Annotated in this window: 18 protein-coding genes; 6 read left to right on the forward strand and 12 right to left on the reverse strand. The window is 75.1% G+C overall.

The window, feature by feature from the left end; all coding sequences use genetic code 11:
* Window positions 1-9: 9 nt before the first annotated feature.
* From LG395_RS01910 to LG395_RS01940, 7 genes are all read right to left on the reverse strand, one after another.
* A complete protein-coding gene (locus tag LG395_RS01910; protein WP_225808186.1) occupies window positions 10-1,278 on the reverse strand; it encodes an SGNH/GDSL hydrolase family protein in 1,269 nt (422 codons plus the stop codon).
* Between the two features lie 188 nt (window positions 1,279-1,466).
* Entirely contained in the window at window positions 1,467-1,955 is a 489-nt protein-coding gene (locus tag LG395_RS01915) for a methylated-DNA--[protein]-cysteine S-methyltransferase (protein WP_225808455.1), read from the reverse strand.
* A 65-nt stretch (window positions 1,956-2,020) separates the two neighbouring features.
* Window positions 2,021-3,418 (reverse strand): bifunctional transcriptional activator/DNA repair enzyme AdaA, encoded by a 1,398-nt coding sequence (locus LG395_RS01920; protein WP_225808187.1) that lies wholly within the window; start codon window positions 3,416-3,418, stop codon window positions 2,021-2,023.
* A 79-nt stretch (window positions 3,419-3,497) separates the two neighbouring features.
* Window positions 3,498-4,592: a ribosome small subunit-dependent GTPase A gene (rsgA, locus tag LG395_RS01925; RefSeq protein ID WP_225808188.1), complete on the reverse strand. Its 1,095-nt coding sequence runs from the start codon at window positions 4,590-4,592 to the stop codon at window positions 3,498-3,500.
* Window positions 4,593-4,870: 278 nt separating this feature from the next.
* A complete protein-coding gene (locus tag LG395_RS01930; RefSeq protein WP_225808189.1) occupies window positions 4,871-6,346 on the reverse strand; it encodes a cellulose-binding domain-containing protein in 1,476 nt (491 codons plus the stop codon).
* Between the two features lie 294 nt (window positions 6,347-6,640).
* Window positions 6,641-8,011, reverse strand: coding sequence for a radical SAM protein (locus tag LG395_RS01935; RefSeq protein ID WP_171151633.1), 1,371 nt, complete (start codon window positions 8,009-8,011; stop codon window positions 6,641-6,643).
* A gap of 176 nt (window positions 8,012-8,187) precedes the next feature.
* Window positions 8,188-9,195 (reverse strand): hydroxyacid dehydrogenase, encoded by a 1,008-nt coding sequence (locus tag LG395_RS01940; protein ID WP_225808190.1) that lies wholly within the window; start codon window positions 9,193-9,195, stop codon window positions 8,188-8,190.
* A gap of 111 nt (window positions 9,196-9,306) precedes the next feature.
* Here LG395_RS01940 and LG395_RS01945 point away from each other — a divergent pair, with 111 nt between their 5' ends.
* The 5 genes from LG395_RS01945 (at window position 9,307) to LG395_RS01965 (ending at window position 15,890) form a co-directional block, all read left to right on the forward strand.
* Window positions 9,307-10,617 carry an FAD-binding protein gene (locus LG395_RS01945; protein ID WP_225808191.1) on the forward strand — a complete coding sequence of 437 codons (1,311 nt, stop codon included), beginning with the start codon at window positions 9,307-9,309 and terminating at the stop codon, window positions 10,615-10,617.
* Window positions 10,618-10,758: 141 nt separating this feature from the next.
* Window positions 10,759-12,009: an ROK family transcriptional regulator gene (locus LG395_RS01950; RefSeq protein ID WP_225808192.1), complete on the forward strand. Its 1,251-nt coding sequence runs from the start codon at window positions 10,759-10,761 to the stop codon at window positions 12,007-12,009.
* Window positions 12,010-12,225: 216 nt separating this feature from the next.
* Window positions 12,226-15,108, forward strand: a complete 2,883-nt coding sequence (locus LG395_RS01955; RefSeq protein ID WP_225808193.1) for a glycoside hydrolase family 2 TIM barrel-domain containing protein — start codon at window positions 12,226-12,228, stop codon at window positions 15,106-15,108.
* Complete coding sequence (locus LG395_RS01960) at window positions 15,105-15,278, forward strand: hypothetical protein (RefSeq protein WP_225808194.1); 174 nt, start codon at window positions 15,105-15,107, stop codon at window positions 15,276-15,278. The genes LG395_RS01955 and LG395_RS01960 overlap by 4 nt, the downstream gene beginning before the upstream one ends.
* A gap of 27 nt (window positions 15,279-15,305) precedes the next feature.
* Window positions 15,306-15,890, forward strand: coding sequence for a TetR/AcrR family transcriptional regulator (locus LG395_RS01965; protein WP_171151644.1), 585 nt, complete (start codon window positions 15,306-15,308; stop codon window positions 15,888-15,890).
* Window positions 15,891-16,025: 135 nt separating this feature from the next.
* On the opposite strand, the gene LG395_RS01970 is transcribed toward LG395_RS01965, so the two are convergent.
* Window positions 16,026-16,838 (reverse strand): isocitrate lyase/PEP mutase family protein, encoded by an 813-nt coding sequence (locus LG395_RS01970; protein WP_225808195.1) that lies wholly within the window; start codon window positions 16,836-16,838, stop codon window positions 16,026-16,028.
* 63 nt (window positions 16,839-16,901) lie between these two features.
* On the reverse strand, window positions 16,902-18,623 hold the full coding sequence (locus LG395_RS01975) for a DUF2264 domain-containing protein (RefSeq protein WP_225808456.1): 1,722 nt from the start codon (window positions 18,621-18,623) through the stop codon (window positions 16,902-16,904).
* A gap of 146 nt (window positions 18,624-18,769) precedes the next feature.
* On the opposite strand from LG395_RS01975, the gene mmuM reads away from it, so the two are divergent.
* Complete coding sequence (mmuM, locus tag LG395_RS01980) at window positions 18,770-19,708, forward strand: homocysteine S-methyltransferase (protein ID WP_225808196.1); 939 nt, start codon at window positions 18,770-18,772, stop codon at window positions 19,706-19,708.
* 320 nt (window positions 19,709-20,028) lie between these two features.
* Here mmuM and LG395_RS01985 read toward each other — a convergent pair whose 3' ends face one another.
* The 3 genes from LG395_RS01985 to LG395_RS01995 form a co-directional block, all read right to left on the reverse strand.
* Window positions 20,029-21,597, reverse strand: a complete 1,569-nt coding sequence (locus LG395_RS01985) for a carboxylesterase/lipase family protein (RefSeq protein ID WP_225808197.1) — start codon at window positions 21,595-21,597, stop codon at window positions 20,029-20,031.
* A 241-nt stretch (window positions 21,598-21,838) separates the two neighbouring features.
* Window positions 21,839-22,093 (reverse strand): hypothetical protein, encoded by a 255-nt coding sequence (locus tag LG395_RS01990; RefSeq protein WP_225808198.1) that lies wholly within the window; start codon window positions 22,091-22,093, stop codon window positions 21,839-21,841.
* Window positions 22,090-22,953: an isocitrate lyase/PEP mutase family protein gene (locus LG395_RS01995; RefSeq protein ID WP_171151653.1), complete on the reverse strand. Its 864-nt coding sequence runs from the start codon at window positions 22,951-22,953 to the stop codon at window positions 22,090-22,092. Before LG395_RS01995 ends, LG395_RS01990 begins: the two co-directional genes overlap by 4 nt.
* Between the last annotated feature and the right edge of the window lie 85 nt (window positions 22,954-23,038).

Consider the following 23,038-nt stretch of genomic DNA (forward strand, 5'->3'; position numbering starts at 1 on the left):
CCCCGCCGGTCACCTGCCCGCGGGGCGCGGGCGCGGTGCGGCGCGGGTGACCGGCACCGTGGTGTGGGCGCGGCCCGTGAGGCCGGGGCCGAGCGGTCCCCGGGTCAGCACGCGGTGGACGGTGTCGGCGACGGCGGCCATGCCGGCGTCGTTGAAGTGCAGGTGGTCGCCGGGGTCGTAGGCGGGCAGGATGCGGCCGGGGTCGTCCGGGTCACGTACGGTCGCGTCCGCGTCGGCGACCGCGTCGAAGGTGCCGCCGTCCCGGATGAAGGCGTTCACCCGCTGCCGTACCGCCTCGCCGGCGGCGGTCCAGGCGGGGTACCCGCCGTACGGGGTGAGGGTGACGCCGACGACCCGGACACCACGGGCGTGGGCGCGGGTCACCATGGCCCGGTAGGCGTCCGCGAACGCGGTGGCGTCGGTCGCCTCCGGGGTGCCCTTGATGTCGTTGATGCCCTCGAAGACGACGAGGACCCGTACCCCGGCCCGGTCCAGCGCGTCCGTGTCCAGGCGGGCGAGGGCGCTCGGTCCGGCGCCGTCGAGGAGCAGCCGGTTGCCGGCGATGCCCGCGTTGAGGACGCCGAGCCGTCGCTCGCGCAGCCGCAGGGCGAGCCGGTCGGGCCAGCGGTGGTTGGTGTCGGGGGTGGAGCCGTTGCCGTCGGTGAGCGAGTCCCCGAAGGCCACGACGGCGCCGGCGGCGGGCCCGCGGACGTCGACGCCGGTGACGTAGTACCAGCGGCTGGTGGTCGCCGTGTACGCGGAGCCGTCCTCGTCGGCGGCCCGGCCGGCGCCGGCCGGGGCCACGTAGCTGGTCTGGAGCGCGGTGCGGTGGTAGGTGGCGGGCCCGGAGTTCCGCGGGGTGTACACGGTGACGAGCAGGTCGGCGCCGGGCGGCACGCGCAGCGGCACCGGGTCGGTGACGGCGTCCGCGCCCGCCGGGACGGTCAGCTCCGTGGCACTGCGGAAGGTGGCGGTGCGCAGGGTGCCGGGTACGGCCTCGGGGCCGGCCGCCCGGCTCAGCGCGACGGTGACCGCGCCGAGGCGCAGGGGCGCGGTGCCGAGCCGGTTGCTGAGCCGGACGCGGACCGCGGTGCCGCCGACGCTGAGGTGGAGGACGTTGCGGACGGCGGCGCCGGGCAGCGCGGCGGCGGTGCCGGAGGGCGCGCTCTCCCAGCTGCCGGTCCAGGGCGGCGGGGCCGGCTCGGCGGCGGCCGGTGCCGTCAGGCCCGGCAGCAGTGCCGGGAGGAGGCCCGTGAGGACCCGTACGACCCTGGTCATGTGTGTCCGCCCTTCCCCGTCGGCCGTCGGAGGCGACCGTGCCACACGGGCGGGCCGCGCCGCCGGAGCATCGACGGCGGTCCACCCGCTCGGCGCAACGGGGGAACCGGGGAGCGACGGGGCGGCGCGGGCACCGGGCGCAGGCGGCGGGGGCCGACGGCGCGGCGGGCGGCGTCGGGGGCGGCGCGTCAGGGGAGCACGCCCTCCAGGGTGAGCAGCCGGACCTTGCGCTCAAGTCCCCCCGCGTACCCGGTCATCGATCCGTTCGCGCCGATCACCCGGTGGCAAGGGCGCACGATGAGCAGCGGGTTGGCGCCGATCGCCCCGCCGACGGCGCGAACGGCCGCGCGGGGCGCGCCGATCCGGGCGGCGATCTCGCCGTAGGTGGCGGTGGCGCCGTACGGCAGCTCGTCCAGCGCGGCCCAGACCCGCTGCCGGAACTCGGTGCCGGCCGCCCGCAACGGCAGCCGGAACTCCTTCAGTTCCCCGGCGAAGTAGGCGGCGAGCTGTCCGGCGGCGTCGCGGAACGGGCCGGGGTCGTGCCGCCAGGCGTCCTGGACGGTCCGGCCGCCCTTCTGCCCGGGCACGGACAGGGAGGTGAGCGCGCCGTCCGCGTCGGCGGTGAGCAGCAGCCGCCCGACGGGGGTGTCCAGGTGGGTGCAGTAGACGGTGGTCATCGCGGCGGTCCTCGGATCGGGGGTGGTCGGGGTGCGGGCGGACAGGGCGGTTCCCGGGCCGGCGGTCACGGAAGTGGCTCCCCCGCCACCAGCAGGTGCCGCACGGCGTACGACCGCCAGGGCCGCCAGGTGCCCGGGACACCGGCGCCGGGCGGGGCGACGTCGGGATCGCCGAGCGCGCGGACGCGCAGGGTGGCGACGGTGGCCGGGTCCATGCCGGGCAGCGCGAGCAGGGCCTCCTCGGCGTCGTGCCGGTCGGCGCCCGGGTCCAGTCGTACGGTGCCGTCGGCGAGGGCGGCGGCGAGCGCGCCGAGCGGTCCGCCGGGCTCGGCCTCGGCGAGGACGGCGGGCTCCGGGAAGAGGTGGGTCAGGCTCCCGTGGGGCGCGTCGAGCACCTTGCCGTACCGGCGCACCAGTTCCGCGGCGCCGTTCAGGCCGGCCAGGGCGCGTACGGCGGGCTCCAGCGGGTCCACGGCACCGGGCGAGCGCAGTCCGGGCCGGGCGGCGACCAGCGGGGCGAGCCGGGGGTCGGCGCCGAGCCGCTCGTCGACGGCGTACGGGTCGGCGTCCAGGTCGAGCAGCCGGCGCAGCCGCTGCACGGCGGTGGTGAGGTCCCGGGGGTCGGTGAGGTGCAGCCGGGCGTCGAGCCAGCCGCCCGGACGGGTGCCGGTGCCGGTCCGCGGGGTGCGGACGCGTTCGTGGACGGCGGCGAGACCGGTGCCGTACGGCAGGCGCAGGGTGCGCCGGTAGGTGCGGGCGCCTCGGGCGCCGGTCACCTCCTCGACGCCCGGTACGGCCTCCCGCGTGAGCTGGTCGAAGACGGCGGCGGACTGGTAGGGGCCGCGGTGGGCGAGCCGGAGGGGGATGCCGGCTCCGGGTGCGGCCCGGCGGGCGGCCCGGTCGCGGGGTGCGGCGGCCCGCACCCCGGTGGGGGTCGCCGCGTACACCTCGCGGATGGTGTCGTTGAACTGCCGCACGCTGGCGAACCCGGACGCGAAGGCGATCTCGGTGACCGGCAGGTCGGTGGTCTGGAGCAGCACCCGCGCGGTGTGCGCCCGCTGGGCCCGGGCGAGCGCCACGGGCCCGGCGCCCAGCTCGGCGGTGAGCTGCCGCTGGACCTGCCGGGCGCTGTAGCCGAGCCGCGCGGCGAGACCTGCGACGCCCTCGCGGTCCACGACGCCGTCGGCGATCAGCCGCATGGCCCGGCCGACGACGTCCGCGCGGACGTTCCACTCGGCCGAGCCCGGCACGGCGTCCGGCCGGCACCGCCGGCAGGCCCGGAACCCGGAGCCCTGCGCGGCGGCGGCCGTCGCGAAGAACCGCACGTTGTGCCGTTTCGGCGTCACGGCCGGGCAGCTGGGCCGGCAGTAGATGCCGGTGGTCTCGACGGCGAAGAAGAACACGCCGTCGAACCGCCCGTCCCGGCTCCGTACCGCCTCGTACCTGCTGTCTTCGTCCTTCACGCGGTCCAGTGTGGAACGCGCGAAGGGCGGGGGCCAGCGGAAATCGGACGTGGAGCTGACGGGCGCGGCCGGGGTGTGCCTACGCCCACCGTCCCCGCTTCGCCTCCATCGCCGCCTTGCCCTCGGCTCCCTTCCGCCGCCATTCCCGGCGCAGTTCCGCGCGGACCCTGGCGTCCGTCTTGGCCACGATCCACTGGTTCTCCCGCAGCAGCTTGCGGTAGCTCTCCAGCCGCCGCTGGGGCAGTTCGCCGTCCTCCACGGCGGACCGCACCGCGCAGCCCGGCTCGGACTCGTGGGCGCAGTCGTGGAACCGGCACCGCTCGGCCAGTTCCTCGATCTCGGTGAACACCTGTCCGACGCCGGTCCCGGCGTCGAAGAGGCCGACGCCCCGCAGCCCGGGTGTGTCGATGAGCACCCCGCCGGAGGGCAGGGCGAGCAGGTTGCGGGTGGTCGTGGTGTGCCGTCCCTTGCCGTCGACGTCGCGGGCCGCCCGCACGTCCATGACCTCGGCGCCGACGAGCGCGTTGGCGAGGGTGGACTTGCCCGCGCCCGACTGGCCGAGCAGCACGCTCGTACCGGAGCCGACGAGTGCGACGAGCACGTCGAGTCCTTCGCCGTGCAGGGCGCTGACGGTGAGGACCGGCACGCCGGGCGCACTGGTCTCCACGTCCTGCACGAGGTGGGCGAGGGTGACCGGGTCCGGCACGAGGTCGGCCTTGGTGAGGACGACGACGGGCTGGGCGCCGGACTCCCAGGCGAGGGCGAGGAAGCGTTCGACACGGCCGAGGTCGAGTTCGACGGCGAGGGACACGGCGACGACGGCGTGGTCGACGTTGGCGGCGAGGATCTGCCCCTCGGACCGCTTGGAGGAGGTGGAGCGGACGAAGGCGGTGCGGCGCGGCAGGCAGGCGCGCACGTACCGGGGGTCGCCGCCGGGGTCGACGGCGACCCAGTCCCCCGTGCACACGACCTTCATCGGGTCGCGGGGCACGACGAACTCGGTGTCGGCGCGGACGGTGCCGTCCGCGGTGACGACGTCGCACTGTCCGCGGTCGACCCGGACGACCCGTCCGGGCAGCAGCCCGTCGGCCTCGAACGGGGCGAACGCCTCGGCCCAGGACTCGTCCCAGCCGTAGGGAGCCAGTGCGGAGAAAGCAGCGGAGGTGGAAGTCAAGGGAGACCCTTCACAAGGGTGGCCCCGGGCAGGCGCGTACGGTGCGCGGTCGGTTCAGCCGGCGGCCACGGAGGTGGACTTGATGAGTTCCTGGATGAGGGCAGCGCCCGGCACAGTGACAGCCATCGGTCGACACCTCCTCGTCTCCGCTCGCGCGTGCGCACACCACCTCGGCGTGCCCGGAGACTGTATCCCGTCCACGGGCCGGTGGGTCAAAGCATTTTCCGCCCGGCCGCGGATGTCCGGGCCGTGGCACGGGCCGGCCCCCGCGCCCGCGGTCAGCCGAGCGCGCAGGGCGAGCCGTTGAGCGTGAAGCGGTGCGGCGTGCGGTTGCCGTCGCTCCAGGACCCCAGGAAGCCGAAGGACAGGGTGCCGTGCGCGGCGACCGCCTTGTTGTAGTCGGCGGCGGTGGCGGTGACGCGGGGGCCGTCCTGGTGCACGGTGGCGTCCCACATCTGGCCGACCTGCTGGCCGTCGCGGAAGGTCCAGGACACCTCCCAGCCGGTGAGGGCCTGGTCGGTGGTGACGCTCACGGTGGCCTGGAAGCCGTCGGGCCACTGGCTGTCCAGCTCGTAGGCGACCCGGCAGCCGGCCGGGCGGGTGGTGGCGGGGGCGCTCGTCGGGGCCGCGCGGTGGGTGGCGGAGGAGGTGCCCTGGGGTTCGGGGTCCGGCTTCTGCCGGGCGGGCGGGCGCTCGGCGCGGGTCGCGGAGGCCGGGGCGGAAGGGGAGTCCGTGGCGGTGGGGCGGGCCGTGGTGCGGGAGACGCCCGGGTCGGCGGCCGGCCGCCGGTCGTCCTGGGCGGCGGCGGTGCCGTCGCCGGAGCCGCCGAACGGCATCATCGACACACCGAGCGCCAGCGCCGACAGCAGCACCGCGGCGGCGAGGAGCCCGCCGCGCAGCACACGGCTGCGGCCCGTGCCCTCCTCGCGGGCGTCGGTGTCGGCGCCGCCCGGGCGGCCCGCGCCGAGGCGGACCTCGGTGGCACGGCGGCGCCGCTCCAGGTAGGCGAGGCCGCCCCAGCCGATCACCCCGCCGGCCAGCGCGCCGGGCAGCCCGCCGCCGTGCAGGCGCAGACAGGCGGCGGCCTCGGCGCAGCGCACACAGGTGGCGAGGTGCCGGGAGAGGTCGCCGGGTGTCTCGGCGGTGGGCGAGCGGGTCACCGCGTCCAGCAGGCGGGCGTAGCTGCGGCACTGCGCGTCCATCGGGGAGTCGAGGTGGGCGCGGTGGCAGCGGTCCCGGAACAGGCCGCGGACCTGGTCGAGTTCGTCGGCGACGGTGGCCGGGTCGAGGCCGAGCCGGCGGGCCACGGTGGGCAGCGGGAGCGCCTCCACCTCGGCCAGCCAGAGCAGTGCGGCGTCCGCCTCCTGCATGTCCCGCAGTCCCCGCAGCGCGACCGGCCGCCCGAGCGGCGGCCCGGAGAAGCGGGCGGCGTTCCCGGAGTTGAGCCACAGCCGCAGCTCGGGGTCGAGCTTGTGCCCCTGGCCGCCGGCCTCCCAGGCGGCGGCGGTGGCGCGGACGGCGGTCAGCAGCGCCGGGATCGTCGGCAGCCGTGCGGTGCGGCTGCCGGCGCCGCGCACGTGGGTGCTCGCGGCGGCGCGGACCTCGCGCATGCCGAGCGTGAACGCCTCGGTGGCCAGCTGGTGGGCCGTCAGGGACCCGGAGGTGCACAGGTCCGCGTAGGAGAGCACCGCGTCCCAGCACTCCGAGAACAACGCGGCCTCGGTGTCGTCCTGGGGGGTCGGCAGGTCGGGCATGGGACTCCTGCATCCACGAGCGAGGGCAACTCACCAAAGGGAAAAGGGAGTTGCGGGGAACCTCGCGGCAGGGCACAGAGCCTTTCACGCTCCCGCCACAACTGACAAGCGGCCTGTTCACATCCGGCTACCGACAGTGGCGGCGGGCGCGCGTGCCGCGCTCAGCCCGCGACTCCGGCCTCTGGTACGGACGCGGACGCGGTTGTGCTCACCGGACGCGGACGGTGAGCTCATCGGACGCGGTTGTGCTCACCGGACGCGGGCCCCGCCGGACCACCGACAGGGCCCGCCGGGTCACACCCGGACCGGCTCCTCCCCCGTCTCCGTACCCTCCGCGCCCTGCGCCGGCGTGTCGTCAGCGGGGAGGCTGTCCATGAAGGAGCTGACGGAGAAGACCGCGCGGCCGGGGCCGGGCGGGCCGTAGCCGGGCGGGGAGGACAGGCCGAAGTCGTCCATGGTCTGCCGGTAGGCCTGGAGCAGCCGGATGTGGTACTCCAGCGGCGCGCCCTGCGGGTTGGCCTTGCCGAGCGGGGTGGTGGGCTCCGGGCACCAGGTGGTGAAGCGCGGGGTGATGCCGTGCGACATGAAGAAGCGCAGGCCCTCCGTGGTGGAGGCGATGGCCTCGTCGACGGTGGTGAAGCCGAACGGCTCGGCCATCTCCACGCCCGCCACGAAGTTGGGGATCACGTTGCGCGCGCCGAACACCTCGGCGGAGTCCAGGATGCGGCGGTGCCACTCGTCCCGGCCGACGTAGCGCTCCTTGCCGGGGCAGTACAGCTCGAACAGCCGGCGGTCCCACACCTCGAAGTTGGGGTGGTAGATCTGCACGCCGTAGTCCTTGAACCGCTGCACGTCCGCCTTGGGCAGCGCCTGCGCGACGACCTTGCCGATCCAGCGGCCCGGGAAGCGCTCCTCGATGGCCTTGGCGTAGTGGCCGTAGAAGTCGGCCTCGTCCCGGCCCGCCACCTTCGACGTGATCGCGCCGCCGGTGAGGGTGTAGGCCGTCGACGCCTTCTGGGTGTCGTACCGGTCGATGATCTCCAGCGCCTCCAGGACCTCCTCGACGTCCTTGACGCCGGTGTAGGGCCGGCCGGCGGCCTTGTGCTGGCGCCAGTTGTGGTTGATGTCGCAGTACTGGCACTCCTCCTTGGCGCCGAAGTACTGGCAGACCCGGAAGACGGTCAGGTAGATCAGGTAGCCCCACTGGATGGTGGGCGCGACCTCCATCACGGACTTCCCGTTGGACAGGGTGTGCCGGTAGTACTCGGGCATCGGCGGCACCCCGACGTCGGCGATGCGCCTGCCGTCGAGGTACAGCCCGAGCAGCCCTTCCTCGTCGGCGGCGACCCGGTACGGCGAGGAGGGGTTCACCCGGACGGAGACGACCGTGCGCCTCAGGTCGTACGGGCCGCCCGTCAGGATGATCTCCTCCGGGGGCCGGCGCAGCGCGGCCTCGCCCAGCTCGGGCAGGGTGCCGTGGTCGAAGGAGAAGATGAAGTACGACTTCGGTTTGACGTCGCCTGCCGCCTCGTTGGCGGTGTCGCTGAGTGCGGACTTGTCGAAGGCGACACCGCCCCGGAGCAGGTCCTCCTTGAAGACGGCCTCCCGCGGCACCTGCGGGAACCGCTCCATCAGATCCTCGACCAGCTCGGTTCGACTGCCCATCCGTCTGTCTCCTCCCGGCTCAGGCGTACGCCTCTCACCGTATGCCCCCGCCATCGGCGCACCGGTGCCGGGGCCCCGGCGATCCTACCGGTACGCCGCTTATGGCCATTTTTGGCGGGATTTTCGGCAGAGGGCCGCCGCCCGGCCCGGCCGGCACGCTCAGGCCGTCGGCGCGCTCAGGCCGTCCGGTCCAGTTCCGCCGGGTCGACCGCGTGCAGCAGGCCGTCGCCCGCCGCGAGGCGCTCGGCCTCCTCCACGACCACCCTCCCGAGCCGGGCGACCTCGTTGCCCTGCGAGCCGGCCAGGTGCGGGGTGACGAAGGCGTTCGGCAGGTCGTACAGCGGGGAGCCGGCGGGCAGCGGTTCGGGGTCGGTCACGTCCAGCACGGCGCTGAGGCGACCGGAGCGCAGTTCCGCGATCAGTGCCCCGTGGTCGACCAGGGAGCCGCGCGCGGTGTTGACGAGAACGGACCCGGTGGGCATCAGGGCGAGTTCCCGGGCGCCGATCAGATGGCGGGTCTCGGCGGTCTGCGGGGCGTGCAGCGTCACGATGTCGCAGGTGCGCAGCAGCTCGTCCAGCTCCAGCAGCGGCACGCCGAGCCGGGCGGCCTCCGCCGCGTCCACGTACGGGTCGGCGAGCGTGACCGCGAGGTCGTGCGGGCGGAGCAGTGCGAGCAGGCGGCGGCCGGTCCGGGAGGCGCCGACGACGCCGACGCGGCGGCCGTGGTTGCCGATGCCGGGCAGGATGCCGCCGTCGGGGAAGGCGCGGCGGTCGCGCAGCCGGTCACGGTGGGCGAAGACGTCCTTTCCGGCGAGCAGGATCACGGCCAGGGTGTACTCGGCGACGGGCACGGCGTTGGCGGCGGCGGCCGAGGAGACGGCGATGCCCCGCCGCCACACCTCGGGCGTGGTGAACCCCTTGACCGAGCCGGCCGCGTGCAGCACGGCGCGCAGCCTCGGCGCGGCGTCCAGGGCGGCCGCGTCCAGGCGGGGACAGCCCCAGCCGGTGATCAGGATCTCGACGCGGGCGAGGACCTCCCGCACCCGGGCCCCGGTGAAGTCGTGCGCCACCAGGGCGGGGTCGACGTCCACGCACGCGCGCAGCCGGGCCAGCAGCCGCGGCGGGAAGACGAGCGGCACGTTCCGGGCTGTCATGGCGAACAGCGCCTGGGGACGCTCGCGCAAGGAAGGGGCCTTCCGGCTCGGTGACGCTCGGGCAGCAACCGGTCTCTACCGTAGGTGGCGGCGGATGAGAGGGTCAACGCAGACGCGACGCTCCAAGGAGAGGACACAGGGATGACCGAGACCGCAGGGACGAGGGGGACTACGGAGTCGACGGGGACGACGGAGACCGGGGCGTCCGGCGCGGACGCGGTGACCAACTGGGCACGCACCGTCACGTACACAGCGCGTGGGTTCCATCGTCCGCGTACGCCGGAGGAGCTGGCGGCGCTGGTGGCGGGGAGCACACGGGTGCGGGTACTGGGCAGCGGGCACTCCTTCAACCGGATCGCCGACCCCGGACCGGACGGCGTCCTGGTGTCCACCGCGGATCTGCCGCGCACGATCGACGTCGACACGGCCGCGCGCACGGTCCGGGTGGCGGGCGGGGTCCGCTACGCCGAACTGGCCCGCACGGTCCACGCGCACGGTCTCGCCCTGTCCAACATGGCCTCCCTGCCGCACATCTCGGTGGCCGGTTCGGTGGCGACGGGCACGCACGGTTCGGGTGTGGCCAACGGCCCGCTGGCGTCGGCGGTCCGCGAGGTGGAGATGGTCACCGCGGACGGTGCGACCGTGCGGATCGGCCGGGACGACGCGCGGTTCGGCGGCGCCGTCACCTCCCTCGGCGCGCTGGGCGTCGTCACCGCGCTCACCCTGGAGCTGGAGCCCGCGTACGCGGTGGAGCAGCGGGTCTACACCGAACTTCCCCTGGACGGGCTGGACTTCGAGGCCGTCGCCGCCGCCGGGTACAGCGTGAGCCTGTTCACCGACTGGCGGCGGCCGGGCTTCCGGCAGGTGTGGGTCAAGCGGCGCACGGACCGGCCGGCGGTGGACTTCCCGTGGGCGGCGCCCGCGACGGAACCGCTGCACCCGGTACCGGGGATGCCCGCGGTGAACTGCACGCGGCAGCTGGGGGTGCCCGGGCCGTGGCACGAGCGGCTGCCGCACTTCCGGGCCGAGTTCACGCCGAGCAGCGGGGAGGAGATCCAGTCGGAGTACCTGCTGCCGCGGCCGGCGGCCCTCGACGCGCTGCACGCGGTCGACGGCATCCGGGACACGGTCGCCGGTGTGCTGCAGACCTGCGAGGTGCGGACGATCGCCGCCGACCCGCAGTGGCTGAGCCCGGCCCACGGGCGGGACTCGGTCGCGCTGCACTTCACCTGGGTGAAGGACGAGGCGGCGGTGCTGCCGGTGGTACGCCGGCTGGAGGAGGCGCTGGAGCCGTTCGGCCCGCGCCCGCACTGGGGGAAGGTCTTCCGCACCCCGTCGGCCGTGCTGCGCGAGCGGTACGCGCGGTTCGCGGACTTCCGGGACCTGGTCCGCGCCCTGGACCCTTCCGGCACCTTCGCCAACGCCTTCGTGCGGGATCTCCTCGGCCGCTGAGGGCCGTTCGCCCGGGCACTTTCTCCAGCCCCTTTCCGAACCCCTTGTCGAAAGTCCCTCCCCGCCCTAGCCTGACGACCGCGCCGGTGCCGAACCCGCCCCGGCCCGCACCGGTCCGCACGGGAGGGGAGGGGCAGCCGCGTGAAACGCACCTCACGCGACATCCGCACCGCGAACCGCTACGAGGTGCTGCGCCAGATCATCGCCGAGTCCCCCGCCTCCCGTCAGGAGCTGGCCGCGGCCACCGGGCTGAGCCTCGCCACGGTGGCCACGCTCGTCGGTGAGCTGCTGGACCTCCGCATGATCACCGAGGTCGGGTTCGAGGACTCGGCCGGGGGCCGCCCCCGGGGCCTGGTCGCCGTCGACGCGTCGGGGGGCGCGCTGGTCGGCGTGGACATCGCCGAGACGTACGTCCACGTCGAGCTGTTCGACCTGGCGTTGAACGTGCTGGCCCGCGCCGACGAGGACATGCGGCCCGGCGAGAGCCGGCCCGAGCAGGTCGTCGGACACGTCGCCGCCGCCGTCGGCTCGGTCGTCGCCGAGGCCGGCGTCGAGGCGGCCCGGGTGCTGGGCGTCGGGGTGAGCGTGCCCGGCCAGGTCGACCGGGACACCGGGGCCGCCGAGTACGCGCCCAACCTGGACTGGCACGACGTGCCGTTGCTCGCTCTGCTCGCCGAGCACATCGCCCACCCGCTGTACCTCGACAACCCGCTGCGCGCCTGCGCGGTGGCCGAGCTGTGGTTCGGGGCGGCGCGCGGGCGCGGGGACGCCGTCGTGGTGAACCTCGGCACCGGCGTCGGTGCCGGTCTGGCCCTCGGCGGTGGTCTGCACCGCGGGGTCAGCAACAGCGCCGGCGAGTGGGGGCACACCACGCTCGTACTGGACGGCCGGCTGTGCCACTGCGGCAACCACGGCTGCGTGGAGACGTACGTCGGCGCGCCGGGCATCATGCAGAACCTGCGCAAACTCGACCCGCGCTCACCGCTGTTGCACCCCGGCGACCAGACGGCCACCGTCGACGCGCTGGCCCGCGCGGTCGCCGAGGACGACCCGGTCGCGCTCAAGGTCGTCCGGGACACGGCCCGTTACCTCGGCGCCGGCATCTCCGACCTGATCAATCTCCTCAACCCCGAAGTGGTCGTCCTGAGCAGCTGGGTGGCCTCCCGGCTGGGCGAACCGCTGCTCGACGAGGTCCGCCGGGCGGTCGCCCGGCACGCCCTGGGCCGGCCGCTGGCCGCCACCGAGATCGTCCTCTCCCCGATCCCGACCGACCCGGTGTGCCTCGGCGCGGCCACGTTCGCGCTGGAGGGCGCTCTGCAGTCCGTCGGGCAGCGGGCCGGCACCAAGCGCACCACCGCACCCGCGAGGAGCCGTGCCGCTCCGCCTTCGTGACGACGGAAGGGACGCACGTGTCTCAGCCCCGCACCTCCCGGCCCCCTACTGGCGAGGCCCGGACCAGGCAGCGGCGCGACCGCCTCCCCGACCGGGGGCCGCCGGTCACTCCCCTGACCCGGCGGCCCCCATCCCAGCCCCGCCCGGTCCTCACGGCGACCGCCATCCCGATCCCGCCCCTGCTGTCCGCGGTCAGGGGCCCGTGCTAGGAGACCGATGTCTGCCCACACCCGCACCGACTACGTCGAGGACGTCTCCCCGGGGTCCGGGGCGCTGCCGCCGCGCGCCTGGTACGCGTCCTCCGACGCCGTGTCCCTCCCGCTCGGCGGAAGCTGGCGTTTCCGGCTGTCGGACACGGCCGACGCCCAGGACGACTCCTTCGCGGCGCCGGGGTACGACGCCGGTGACTGGGCGGAGATCCAGGTCCCCGGCCACTGGGTGCTCCAGGGTCACGGCTCCCCCGCCTACACCAACCACCGCTACCCGTTCCCGGTCGACCCGCCCCGGGTGCCGACCGAGAACCCGACCGGCGACCACCTGCGCGTCTTCGGCCTGCCCGCCGGCTGGCCGGCCGGCGGCGACGCCGTGCTGCGCTTCGACGGCGTCGAGTCCTGCGCCCGGGTCTGGCTGAACGGCACCGAGCTGGGCGAGTTCAAGGGCTCCCGGCTTCCGCACGAGTTCGCGGTCGGCGCGCTCCTGAGGCCCTCGGGCAACGTGCTGGCGGTGCGCGTCCACCAGTGGTCGGCGGGCTCGTACCTGGAGGACCAGGACCAGTGGTGGCTGCCGGGCGTCTTCCGGGACGTCACCCTGCTGCATCGTCCGGCGGGCGGTGTCCGGGACTTCTTCGTGCACGCCTCCTACGACCACGTGTCCGGCACCGGCACCCTGCGCGTCGACTCCGAGGTGGCGGGCCGGGTGACCGTCCCGGACCTCGGTGTCGACGTCCCCACCGGTGAGCCGGTGACCGTCCCGGTCGAGCCGTGGACGGCGGAGACGCCGAGGCTGTACGACGGCGTGCTGGCCACCGAGGGCGAGCGGGTGCCGCTGCGCATCGGCTTCCGCACCGTGGAGCTGTCGGACGGCCTGATCAAGGTGAACGGCCGCCCGGTGCTCTTCAAGGGCGTCAACCGGCACGAGTGGCATCCGGAGAAGGGCCGGGCCCTCGACCTCGCGACCATGCGCGAGGACGTGCTGTTGATGAAGCGGCACAACGTCAACGCCGTCCGCACCTCCCACTACCCGCCGCACCCGGCCTTCCTCGACCTGTGCGACGAGTACGGCCTGTGGGTGATCGACGAGTGCGACCTGGAGACGCACGGCTTCACCGAGCAGGGCTGGCGGGACAACCCCGTCGACGACGACCGCTGGACCCCGGCCCTGCTGGACCGGGCGGCCCGCATGGTCGAGCGGGACAAGAACCACCCGTCGGTCGTCATCTGGTCGCTCGGCAACGAGGCCGGCACCGGCCGGGGCCTGACCGCGACGGCCGAGTGGATCCGCGCCCGTGACACCTCCCGGCTCGTGCACTACGAGGGCGACCACACCTGCCGTGACACGGACGTCTATTCGCGGATGTACGCGAGCCACGCCGAGGTGGAGCGGATCGGCCGGCGCCTGGACGGCGGTCCGCTCAAGCGCCGCACACTGCCCTTCATCCTCTGCGAGTACGCGCACGCCATGGGCAACGGCCCCGGCGGACTCGCCGACTACCAGCGGCTGTTCGAGGCCCACGAGCGGCTCCAGGGCGGCTTCGTGTGGGAGTGGATCGACCACGGCATCGCCCATCCCGAGCTGGGCTACGCCTACGGCGGCGACTTCGGCGAGGAGCTGCACGACGGCAACTTCGTCTGCGACGGCCTGCTGTTCCCGGACCGGCGGCCCTCCCCCGGCCTGGTCGAGTACAAGAAGGTGATCGAACCGGTCGCCGTCACGGGCGACGGCACGGCCGGCACGGTCCGTGTCACCAACAAGTACGACTTCGCGGACCTGTCGGCGCTGGCCTTCTCGTGGACGTACGAGGTCGAGGGCGAGCCGGTGGACTCGGGCAGCCTGCCGGTGCCCGCGCTGGCGCCCGGCGAGTCCGCCGAGGTGAAGCTGCCCGCCGTACCGGCCGGTGCCCCGGCGGGCGAGGCGTACTGGACGGTCCGGGCGGTGCTCGCCTGTGAAACCGCGTGGGCGCCGCGGGACCATGTCGTCGCCTGGGGACAGTTGCCCGTGTCCGCGCGCCGGACGCCGTACGTCGCCGCGACCGCGCGCCCGGCCCCCGGTGACGGGGTGATCAGCCTCGGCCCGGCCGTGTTCGACGCGCGCACCGGGGCGCTGCGGGCGATCGGCGCGGTGCCGGTCACGGATCTGCGCCTGGACGTGTGGCGGGCCCCCACCGACAACGACGACGGTGCCGCCTGGCAGGGCGACCCGCGCTACGGCCCGCTGTGGCGGAGGCTCGGCCTGCACCGGATGCGGCACCGCCTGGACGCGGTGAAGGCCGGCGAGGACGCGCTGACGGTCCGCACCCGGGTGGCACCGGCCGCGCGGGAACTGGGCCTGTCGACGGTGTACCGCTGGACGTCGGACGGGGACAGGCTGCGGCTGACCGTGTCCACCGTCCCGGAGGGCGACTGGACCGTCCCGCTGCCCCGCCTCGGCATCCGCTTCGGGCTGGCCACGGCCGACCTGGTGCGCTGGTACGGCGGCGGGCCCGGCGAGGCGTACCCGGACACGCGCACGGCGGCCCGTATCGCCCGCTGGCAGTCGACCGTGGACGAGCTGCAGACGCCGTACGTCCGTCCCCAGGAGAACGGCGCCCGGATCGACGTCCGCTGGGCGGAGCTGGGCGGTCTGCGCGTCGAGGGCGACCCGGCGTACTGGTTCACCGCCCGCCGCTGGACCACCGAGCAGCTGGACGCGGCGGCCCACCGCACCGACCTCGTGCCCGGCAGCGGCTGTGCCGCGGGGGTGTGGGTCAACCTCGACCACGGCCAGCACGGCATCGGTTCCCAGTCCTGCGGTCCGGGCCCGCTGCCCCGGTACCACCTGCGGGCCGAACCGGCGGAGTTCTCGTTCGTCTTCTCCCCGGTCTCCGCTCCGCGGACCGGGTGACCGACACGCGGCTGCGCGGCGAACCGGTCGGCGCCGAACCGCTCGACACCGAGGTGCAGGGCGTCGACGACCCGGTCCCCGTCCGGCACCCGGTGTTGTCCTCCCAGGTGAGCGGGGACACCGCCCGGCAGCCGCTGTTGACACCGCATTTCCTAGGGAATCTAGGCTAAGACCTAGGAACCCTAGGGAGGTGGGCGGTGGCCCGGGTGGGAGTGACCGTCGAGCGGCTGGTGGCGGCGGCGGCGGAGCTGGCGGACGAGGCCGGCTTCGACCACGTCAGCATCTCGGCGCTGGCGCGCCGCTTCGGCGTCAAGGACGCGAGCCTGTACTCGCACGTCCGCGGACTGAAGGACCTGCGCACCCGGCTCGCCCTGTACGCGGGCGGGGAGCTGATCGACCGGATCGCCGCCGCGGTGGCCGGCCGGTCGGGCAAGGAGGCGCTGCGGGCCTTCGCCGGCGCCTACCGGGACTACGCCCTGGAGCACCCGGGCCGGTACGCGGCCACGCAGATCCGCATGGACCAGGCCCTCGTCGCCGACTCCCCCGCGCTGCGACGCACCGCGCAGATCACCTACGGCATGCTGCGCGCCTACGGCCTGGAGGAACCGGACCTGACGGACGCGGTGCGCCTGCTGCGCAGCACCTTCCACGGCTACTGCCTCCTGGAGGGCGCGGGCGGCTTCGGCGCCGACCGGGACGTCCAGGCGTCCTGGGACAAGGCCGTCGACGCCCTGCACCTCACCCTCGCCCACTGGCCCCGGGAGCGGGGGAACGACGACTGACACGCCGTCCTGCGACCTCACGGGCCGGTGGAGCGCAGGCGCGCCGGCTACGGCGGCACGACCTGCCCGCGCGGCAGCCCGGACGGCCGCCCCGTCCCCGGGCCCGCTCACCCCGGGGCATCCCGTGACGCTGGATCACCCCGTGGAGTTCGCCGGCTCGCTCGCCGGGACGCTGCTCTCCAGCTCGCGGACATCGGCGTAGGAGGGGGTCGTACCGGCCGGGATACGCCCGGCGGCGACGTCCGTCACCGCGTCCAGGGCCGCGCCCAGCGCCCGCCGGTACAGCAGCGAGCCGAGGCTGACCCGGCGCACGCCCAGTGCGGCGAGCCGGCCGAGCGGGGGTCCGGCCGGCGCGTGGAGGACGTTGAGGGGGACGACGGTGTGCCGGACGAGGGCGGCGATGCGTTCCGGGTCGGTGACGCCGGGCACGAACACCCCGTCGGCGCCCGCTTCCTGGTAGGCGTCGAGCCGGCGCAGGGTCTCCCGCTCGTCGCCGTCGCCCGACCAGTGGGTGTCGGTGCGGGCGTTGACGAACAGGCCCGGTACGGCCGCCTTGACGGCGGCGATCTTCGCCGCGTGCCGGTCCGCCGGGCCCAGGCCGTCCTCCAGGTTGACGCCGACGGCACCGGCGGCCCACAACTCGCGGGCGAGCCCGGCGACCTCGTCCGGGTCGTCGCTGAAGCCGTCCTCGGCGTCGACCGACAGCAGGTACGGCCCGGAGCCGAGGGTCAGGGCGAGACGCACGGTGTGTTCGCGGGTCGCGCCCTCCCCGTCGGGCAGCCCCACGGCCGCCGCGACCGCCAGGCTGGTCGTGCCGATCGCCGGGAATCCGCGGGCGGCGAGGGCGGCGGCCGAGGCGTGGTCCCAGGCGTTGGGCAGCAGCAGCGGCTCGCCCGGGCGGTGGTGGAGTGCGGCGAAGGAAGGGGCGGGAGCGGGCGTGGCGGTCATACGGCCATGCTGGACCCCGGTCGTTTCGGCGCCCGCCGAAACGTGCGGCACCGCCCCGCCGCCTCACCGGGGCGTCACCGACCAGGACGGCCCCGCGGACACCTCCTCCACCAGCGTGAACCGGAAGGCGACGGCCGGTCCCCCGGACCAGTTCACCCGCACCTCGTGGCCGCGCCCGTCGCCGTGCGTCTCCACGCTCACCAGCTCCTCGGCCGGCGGCGGGGACGGCTCCCCGGTGAGCCGGGCGAGCGCCACGAACAGCGTGGCCGGGCCCTCCCCGGTCACCCCGGTCAGCTCCGGCGACAGGCCGGCGACCGGGGTGAGTTCGGCGCGCAGGCCCGTCCCGTCCGGCCAGCCCGTCACCCGTACCGGCGTGCCGGGCGCCGCGCCCGCCACCAGATGGGCCCGCACCTCCATCGCTCCCCGGACCGCCACCAGGCTGGTGACGTCGATCCCGGCGCGCACGGTGTGCCGGGAGGCGATCCACCCCTCGCCGGTGCCGAGCGGCTCGATCCCCGTGCGGCTCGCATCGCCGTCGACGATCACGCTGTTGTCGTACGACGGCACGGGGGCGGTGGCGGTCGAGTAGGCGAGCCGGGTGTAGTAGGGGTCGTAGCGGACGTCCTCGCTGCCGTGGTTGTGCAGCCGGACCACGCCGTCCGAACGGGTCGTCTGGAGGAGCCAGTTGGGGGCCGGCACGGGGTGCGCCGCGTCGGCGCGGTCGGCCGGTCCGGGTTCCTCCCGTGCCGTCCACACCTCGTGTCCGGGCGGCAGCAGCAGGCCGAGGAAGCCCTTGCTCGCCCAGTACGGCGAGGCGGGGCCCGAGTAGGTCTGCGCGACGGACGCGTCGGGGCCGAGCCAGCCGAGCGGCAGCAGGCCCCGCTCGTCGACCGCGCCGCCGTCGAGGAAGTACCGCAGCGCTCCGGAGGCCAGCCGCCGTGTCTCGCCCGGGGGCAGCGGGGTGTGTCCGGTCAGGGCGCCGAGCCAGAGCGGGGCCGTCGTCGCGAAGCGGTAGGTGAGGGAGCGGCCCTGGTGCACGGGGGCTCCGTCGGCGCCGAACAGACGGGCGTGGTCGGCGAGGTGGCGGGACAGCCGCCGGCCGTAGCGGGCGAGCAGGTCGCCGTCGTCCGCCAGCCAGGCGTGCAGGACCGTGTACAGGTGCAGGGCCCAGCCGTTGTAGTAGTCGAACTTCCTGCCGTCGCCGTCCGTGTACCATCCGTCGCCGACGTACCAGCCCTCGACCCGTTCCAGCCCCCGGTCGATCGCCTTGCGCGCCGCCTCCTCCCGGTGGCCGGTCTCCGCGAGGAAGCCGCCGACGGTGACCGGGAACAACTCCCAGTTGCACGGCCAGGGTTCGGCGGTGAGCGCGTCCGCCAGCCAGTCGGCGGTCCGCTCGCGGACGGCGTCGTCCAGGCGGTCCCACAGCAGGGGCCGGGTGAGCCGCAGGGCGAGCGCGACCGAGGCGGCCTCGACCAGCGGCTGGCCGCGGTCGGTGATCCGTGGCCAGACCCCGCCGGGCCCGGCCGCGAGACCGTCGGCGTACCGGCCGAGCGCGGTCTCGTCACGGCGGAACGCGGCCAGCAGCAGTGTGCGCGCGTACCCCTCCAGGCCGTCGGAGAGGCGGCCGGCGTGGCCCGTGTGGTCGCCGGGCAGGTGGTAGAGGGCGCGGTCGGGGGTGGCGTACGGCTCGACGGCGGCGAGCAGGGCGTCGGCGGCGGCTTCCCAGTGGGCGCGGGTGTAGCCGGTGTACGGGCTGGACTCACGGTCGTCGGCGGGCAGTTCGATCACGGCGGTGACTGTCCTTCCTCACGGGGCCCGGGGCGCCCGGTTCCGGTCGGGGCGCCCCGGGCCTCATCCCACCCTCACCTCGCCCGGGGCACCAGACACAGGGGGAAAGCTCTTTCCCCGTTTCTTCGACTAGCGTCGTGACCATGACCAGCCACACCTCCCCCCGCCGCACCTCGACCCGCCTGGCCGACGCCCTCGCCGCCGGGGCCGTCGTGCTCGACGGCGGCATGTCCAACCAGCTGGAGTCGGCCGGGCACGACCTGAGCGACGAGCTGTGGTCGGCACGGCTGCTCGCCGAGCGGCCGGAAGCGGTCACCGAGGCGCACCTCGCCTACTACCTCGCGGGCGCGAGCGTGGCGATCACCTCCAGCTACCAGGCCACCTTCGAGGGCTTCGGCAAGCGCGGCATCGGCCGTAACGAGGCCGCGCGGCTGCTCGGGCTGAGCGTGGAACTGGCCCGGGAGGCGGCCCGGAAGGCGCACGGGGCGGGTGTCGCGCGCCCGCTGTGGGTGGCCGCCTCGGTCGGGCCGTACGGGGCGATGCTCGCGGACGGCTCCGAGTACCGGGGCCGGTACGGGCTGGGCGTGGACGAGCTGGAGCGGTTCCACCGGCCCCGGATGGAGGTGCTGGCCGCCGCCGCGCCGGACGTGCTGGCGCTGGAGACCGTGCCGGACGCCGACGAGGCCGCCGCGCTGCTGCGGGCGGTGCGCGGGCTCGGGGTGCCGGCCTGGCTGTCGTACACCGTCGAGGGGCTGCGGACGCGGGCCGGGCAGCCCCTGGAGGAGGCGTTCGGGCTCGCCGCCGACGCCGACGAGGTGATCGCGGTCGGCGTCAACTGCTGTGCGCCGCAGGACGTGCGGGGCGCGGTGGAGATCGCGGCGCGCGTCACCGGCAAGCCGGTCGTGGTGTACCCCAACAGCGGGGAGGCCTGGGACGCGCGGGCCCGGGCCTGGCGCGGGCGCACCACGTTTGGCGCCGAACAGGTAGAGGCGTGGCGGGATGCGGGCGCACGGCTGATCGGCGGATGCTGCCGGGTCGGGCCAAAGGCCATCGCGGGAATCGCCGGGGCGCTCACCGCATAGCACGGCCTGCCCCCGGCTCCGGTGCCGGACGGGGCGTGTCCGCGGGGGCGGGCGCACACCTGATCGGCGGATGCTGCCGGGTCGGACAGGAGGCCATCGCGGGAATCGCCGGGGCGCTCACCGCATAGCACGGCCTGCCCCCGGCTCCGGTGCCGGACGGGGCGTGTCCGCGGGGCGGGCCTCCCGGGGCCGGGGGCCGCGCGCCGTGCGCGAGCCGGACCACGATCTGGCCGACGCCCGTGCGGAGGCGAACCCCCCGGCCCGTCCGCCGGCGCCGGGTCTGAGGACCGCGCATCCGGCGGGCCGTCATGGGCCGGTCCTCAGCGGTGGCGGACCGCCACCGAGCGCCGCAGACGCCGTACCGCTGCCGCCAGCTCCGCCCCCGGCGCCCGCGCGCCGGACGCGGGGACGGGCTCCGGGACGGCGCGGGCGGCCGGCCAGAGGTCGATCTCGGCATCCCGCGGACCGTGCGCGGTGTACGGTTCCCCCTCGCCGAAGACCCGCACCGGATGGGTCGCGTCCCACGCCGCCCAGCCGGGGTCCCCGCTCGTCGCGAACCGCACCCAGGCGGAGTGCATCGCGTCGGCCAGCTCCTGCGGGGCGCCCTCGCCGGCCAGCTTCCGCGACTCGGGCACGTCCCCGCTGTCGAAGACGAACCCCAGCTCCAGGGCGTGGCAGGCACCGAGGCCGGGCAGCAGGGAGGGCCACGCGAACTCGTAGAGGTGACTGGTGCCCGGGCGGGCGTCGGCGAGCCGGTACAGCGGCACCCGCAGCAGGTGGTCGGTGACCATCTGGCCGACGATCTCGGCGGTCCCGGCGTCCGGGTGCAGCGCCCGGTAGCCGCGCGGCACGTCGTGCCCCGCGTGGCAGCGGGCCATCGCACCGGCCAGGGCGACCGCGCCGAGCCGGTCGACGTGGTCCACCAGTCCGCCGGGGACCAGCCACAGCCGGTACTCGTCCCGGGTCCACCCCATGAGGAGGTCGACGTCCCCGGCGGCGGAGCCCTCGGTCAGCGCCTTCAACGGGTCGCGGGGGACGAGGTCGCCGTCCACGACCATGCCGAACGCGGGCCCGCCGAGCACCGGGCTGCTGAGCCGGCCGACCTCGGCCTGCGTACGCAGCAGCACGGCGCGGTCGACCGCGGCGAACGCCTCGGCAGTGGCGGGGATCTTCAGCCGGCCGGCCATCCGGCGCACCATCCGCCGCACCTTGTCGCGCTCCACGGCCTCGGGCGCGCCGCTCTGCAGCACCGCCCGCCGGACCAGGCCCCGCGCCTGGGGCGCGGCGAGGAGGACGCCGGCGCTGATGGCACCGGCCGACTGCCCGCACAGGGTGATCCGGTCCGGATCGCCGCCGAAGGCCTCGATCGACGCGTGCACCCAGCGCAGCGCGGCGAGCTGGTCGCGCAGGCCGGGGTTCGGGGGTGCGTCGGGGAACAGGCCGTAGCCCTCCACACCCAGTCGGTAGTTGACCGAGACGCAGACGACCCCGTCGCGCGCGAAGGTGCTGCCGTCGTACACCGGCACCGCGGATGAGCCCCTGGTCAGCGCGCCGCCGTGCAGCCAGAGCAGGACCGGGAGCCGGGCGCCGGGCCCCGGCTCGGGGGTCCAGACGTTCAGGTTCAGGCAGTCGTCGCCGGGGATCACGGGGTCGGACAGGTACTGGGCGAACGCCTCCGAGTACGCCGGCTTCGGCGCGGTCGGCCCGAACGCGCCGGCGTCCCGGACCCCGTCCCAGGGCTCGGGCGGCCGGGGCGGGCGGAACCGCAGGGCGCCGAAGGGCGGGGCGGCGTACGGGATGCCCCGGAAGACCGCGATCCCCCGCTCGTACCGGCCGCGTACGGCCCCGTGAGGCGTTCCGACCACGGGGCCCGTCTGGTCTGCTGTCATCGCCCACCAGCCCTTCGCCACGCGCACGTGCCTGTCCCACCAAGAGCACCACAGCGGCGAGACGTATTCCGGTGCACGGATCCCCGGCGCGGGCCGTCCGGCGTAGGGCGGGGTCGCGAAGGTCTCCGCGAGAAGGGCCGCCCCGGCCTCGGGGAGGGGTGAGCACGACGGCCGCCCGGCACGGTGACGGCCGGGCACGTCCCGCAGGGGGTGCCCGGCCGTCACGCTGTCCGGTGGTCGCTCAGTCCTCCTCGCCCCGGCCGGCGCCGACGAGGGCCTCGACCACGTCCACGGCGCTGCCGTCGTGGTCGCTGCCGGCGGTACCGCTGCCGGTCTGGACGTTGGCCGCGCGGTCGACCTCCAGCCAGGAGTCGGCGTGGGAGTTGTCGATCACGGTGATCAGGCCCCCGGACGCGACCGCGGGCACGGTCCCGGCCCCGAGGAGCGCGGCGGCCACCGCCGTGGCCGTGCCGAGCCGCGCTACGGCACCGCTCACACGCCCACGCCCTCGGGGGTGAGCCGCTCACGGGCGATGTTGCGTTCCAGTAGGCTGGTGGAGGCCTGCACGCCGACGCCGCTCGCGGGATCGACCTCCGGCAGCCGGCCGTCGGCAGCCTTCAGGCCAGCGAGCGCGGAGTCCATCGCCTCGTGCGCGGCGAACAGGCACGGGGTGCTGTAGATGGCGACGTCCACGCCCAGGTCGGACAGCTCGCCGAGGGACAGCCGGGGCGACTTGCCGCCCGCGATCTGGTTGAACAGCAGCGGCTTGCCCCCGACGACCTCACGGATCCGCTTGATCCACTCGACGCTGCGCACCCCGTCGACCAGCACGACGTCGGCGTCGGTGGCCGCCAGCCGTTCGGCGCGGTGCAGGATGTCGTGCTCGTCGGTGGCGTCCGTGCGGGCGACGACGACCAGGTCCTTGCGGGTCTCCAGGACCTTGTGCAGTTTCTCCAGGTACTCCTCCAGGGGCAGGACCTGCTTGCCGTCGGCGTGGCCGCAGCGGCGGGGCCGCTTCTGGTCCTCCAGGATCACTCCGGAGGCACCGATGCGCTCCAGCCCCTCGACGACGTGGCAGGCGACCTCGGGGTCGACGTACCCGTCGTCGATGTCGACCAGCAGGTGGTGGTGGGGGAAGGCGCCCCGCAGCCGCTGGACGAAGGCCACCATGTCGGGCCAGGCGATGAATCCGATGTCCGGCAGTCCGTAGTACGAGGCCGCGAAGCCGAAGCCCGATACGAACATCCCGTCGTAGTGCTTGGCCGCGATCGACGCCGAGTACATGTCGTACACGCCGATCAGCGGTGTGGTTCCGGGACCGGCGATGCGCTCGCGCAGCTTGTTTCCGTAGGTCAAGGTCCGGCTCCTCCTGTGGGTGGGTGACGCGGGGCGAAGAGGGGCCGCCGCGTCTCGACGCCCTTTGCCAAGACAAGAGCATCTC

The sequence above is a fragment of the Streptomyces spinosus genome (assembly GCF_020400655.1).
GTDB classification, from domain to species: domain Bacteria; phylum Actinomycetota; class Actinomycetes; order Streptomycetales; family Streptomycetaceae; genus Streptomyces; species Streptomyces argyrophylli.

What these genes read in the sequence shown, in the direction of transcription:
- LG395_RS01945 (WP_225808191.1), top strand. Translation starts at nt 9,307, where the DNA reads ATGACCGAGACCGCAGGGACGAGGGGGACTACGGAGTCGACGGGGACG.
- mmuM (WP_225808196.1), top strand. Translation starts at nt 18,770, where the DNA reads ATGACCAGCCACACCTCCCCCCGCCGCACCTCGACCCGCCTGGCCGAC.
- LG395_RS01930 (WP_225808189.1), bottom strand. Translation starts at nt 6,346, where the DNA reads ATGCCCGACCTGCCGACCCCCCAGGACGACACCGAGGCCGCGTTGTTC.
- LG395_RS01985 (WP_225808197.1), bottom strand. Translation starts at nt 21,597, where the DNA reads ATGACAGCAGACCAGACGGGCCCCGTGGTCGGAACGCCTCACGGGGCC.
- LG395_RS01955 (WP_225808193.1), top strand. Translation starts at nt 12,226, where the DNA reads ATGTCTGCCCACACCCGCACCGACTACGTCGAGGACGTCTCCCCGGGG.
- LG395_RS01910 (WP_225808186.1), bottom strand. Translation starts at nt 1,278, where the DNA reads ATGACCAGGGTCGTACGGGTCCTCACGGGCCTCCTCCCGGCACTGCTG.
- LG395_RS01915 (WP_225808455.1), bottom strand. Translation starts at nt 1,955, where the DNA reads ATGACCACCGTCTACTGCACCCACCTGGACACCCCCGTCGGGCGGCTG.
- LG395_RS01935 (WP_171151633.1), bottom strand. Translation starts at nt 8,011, where the DNA reads ATGGGCAGTCGAACCGAGCTGGTCGAGGATCTGATGGAGCGGTTCCCG.
- LG395_RS01970 (WP_225808195.1), bottom strand. Translation starts at nt 16,838, where the DNA reads ATGACCGCCACGCCCGCTCCCGCCCCTTCCTTCGCCGCACTCCACCAC.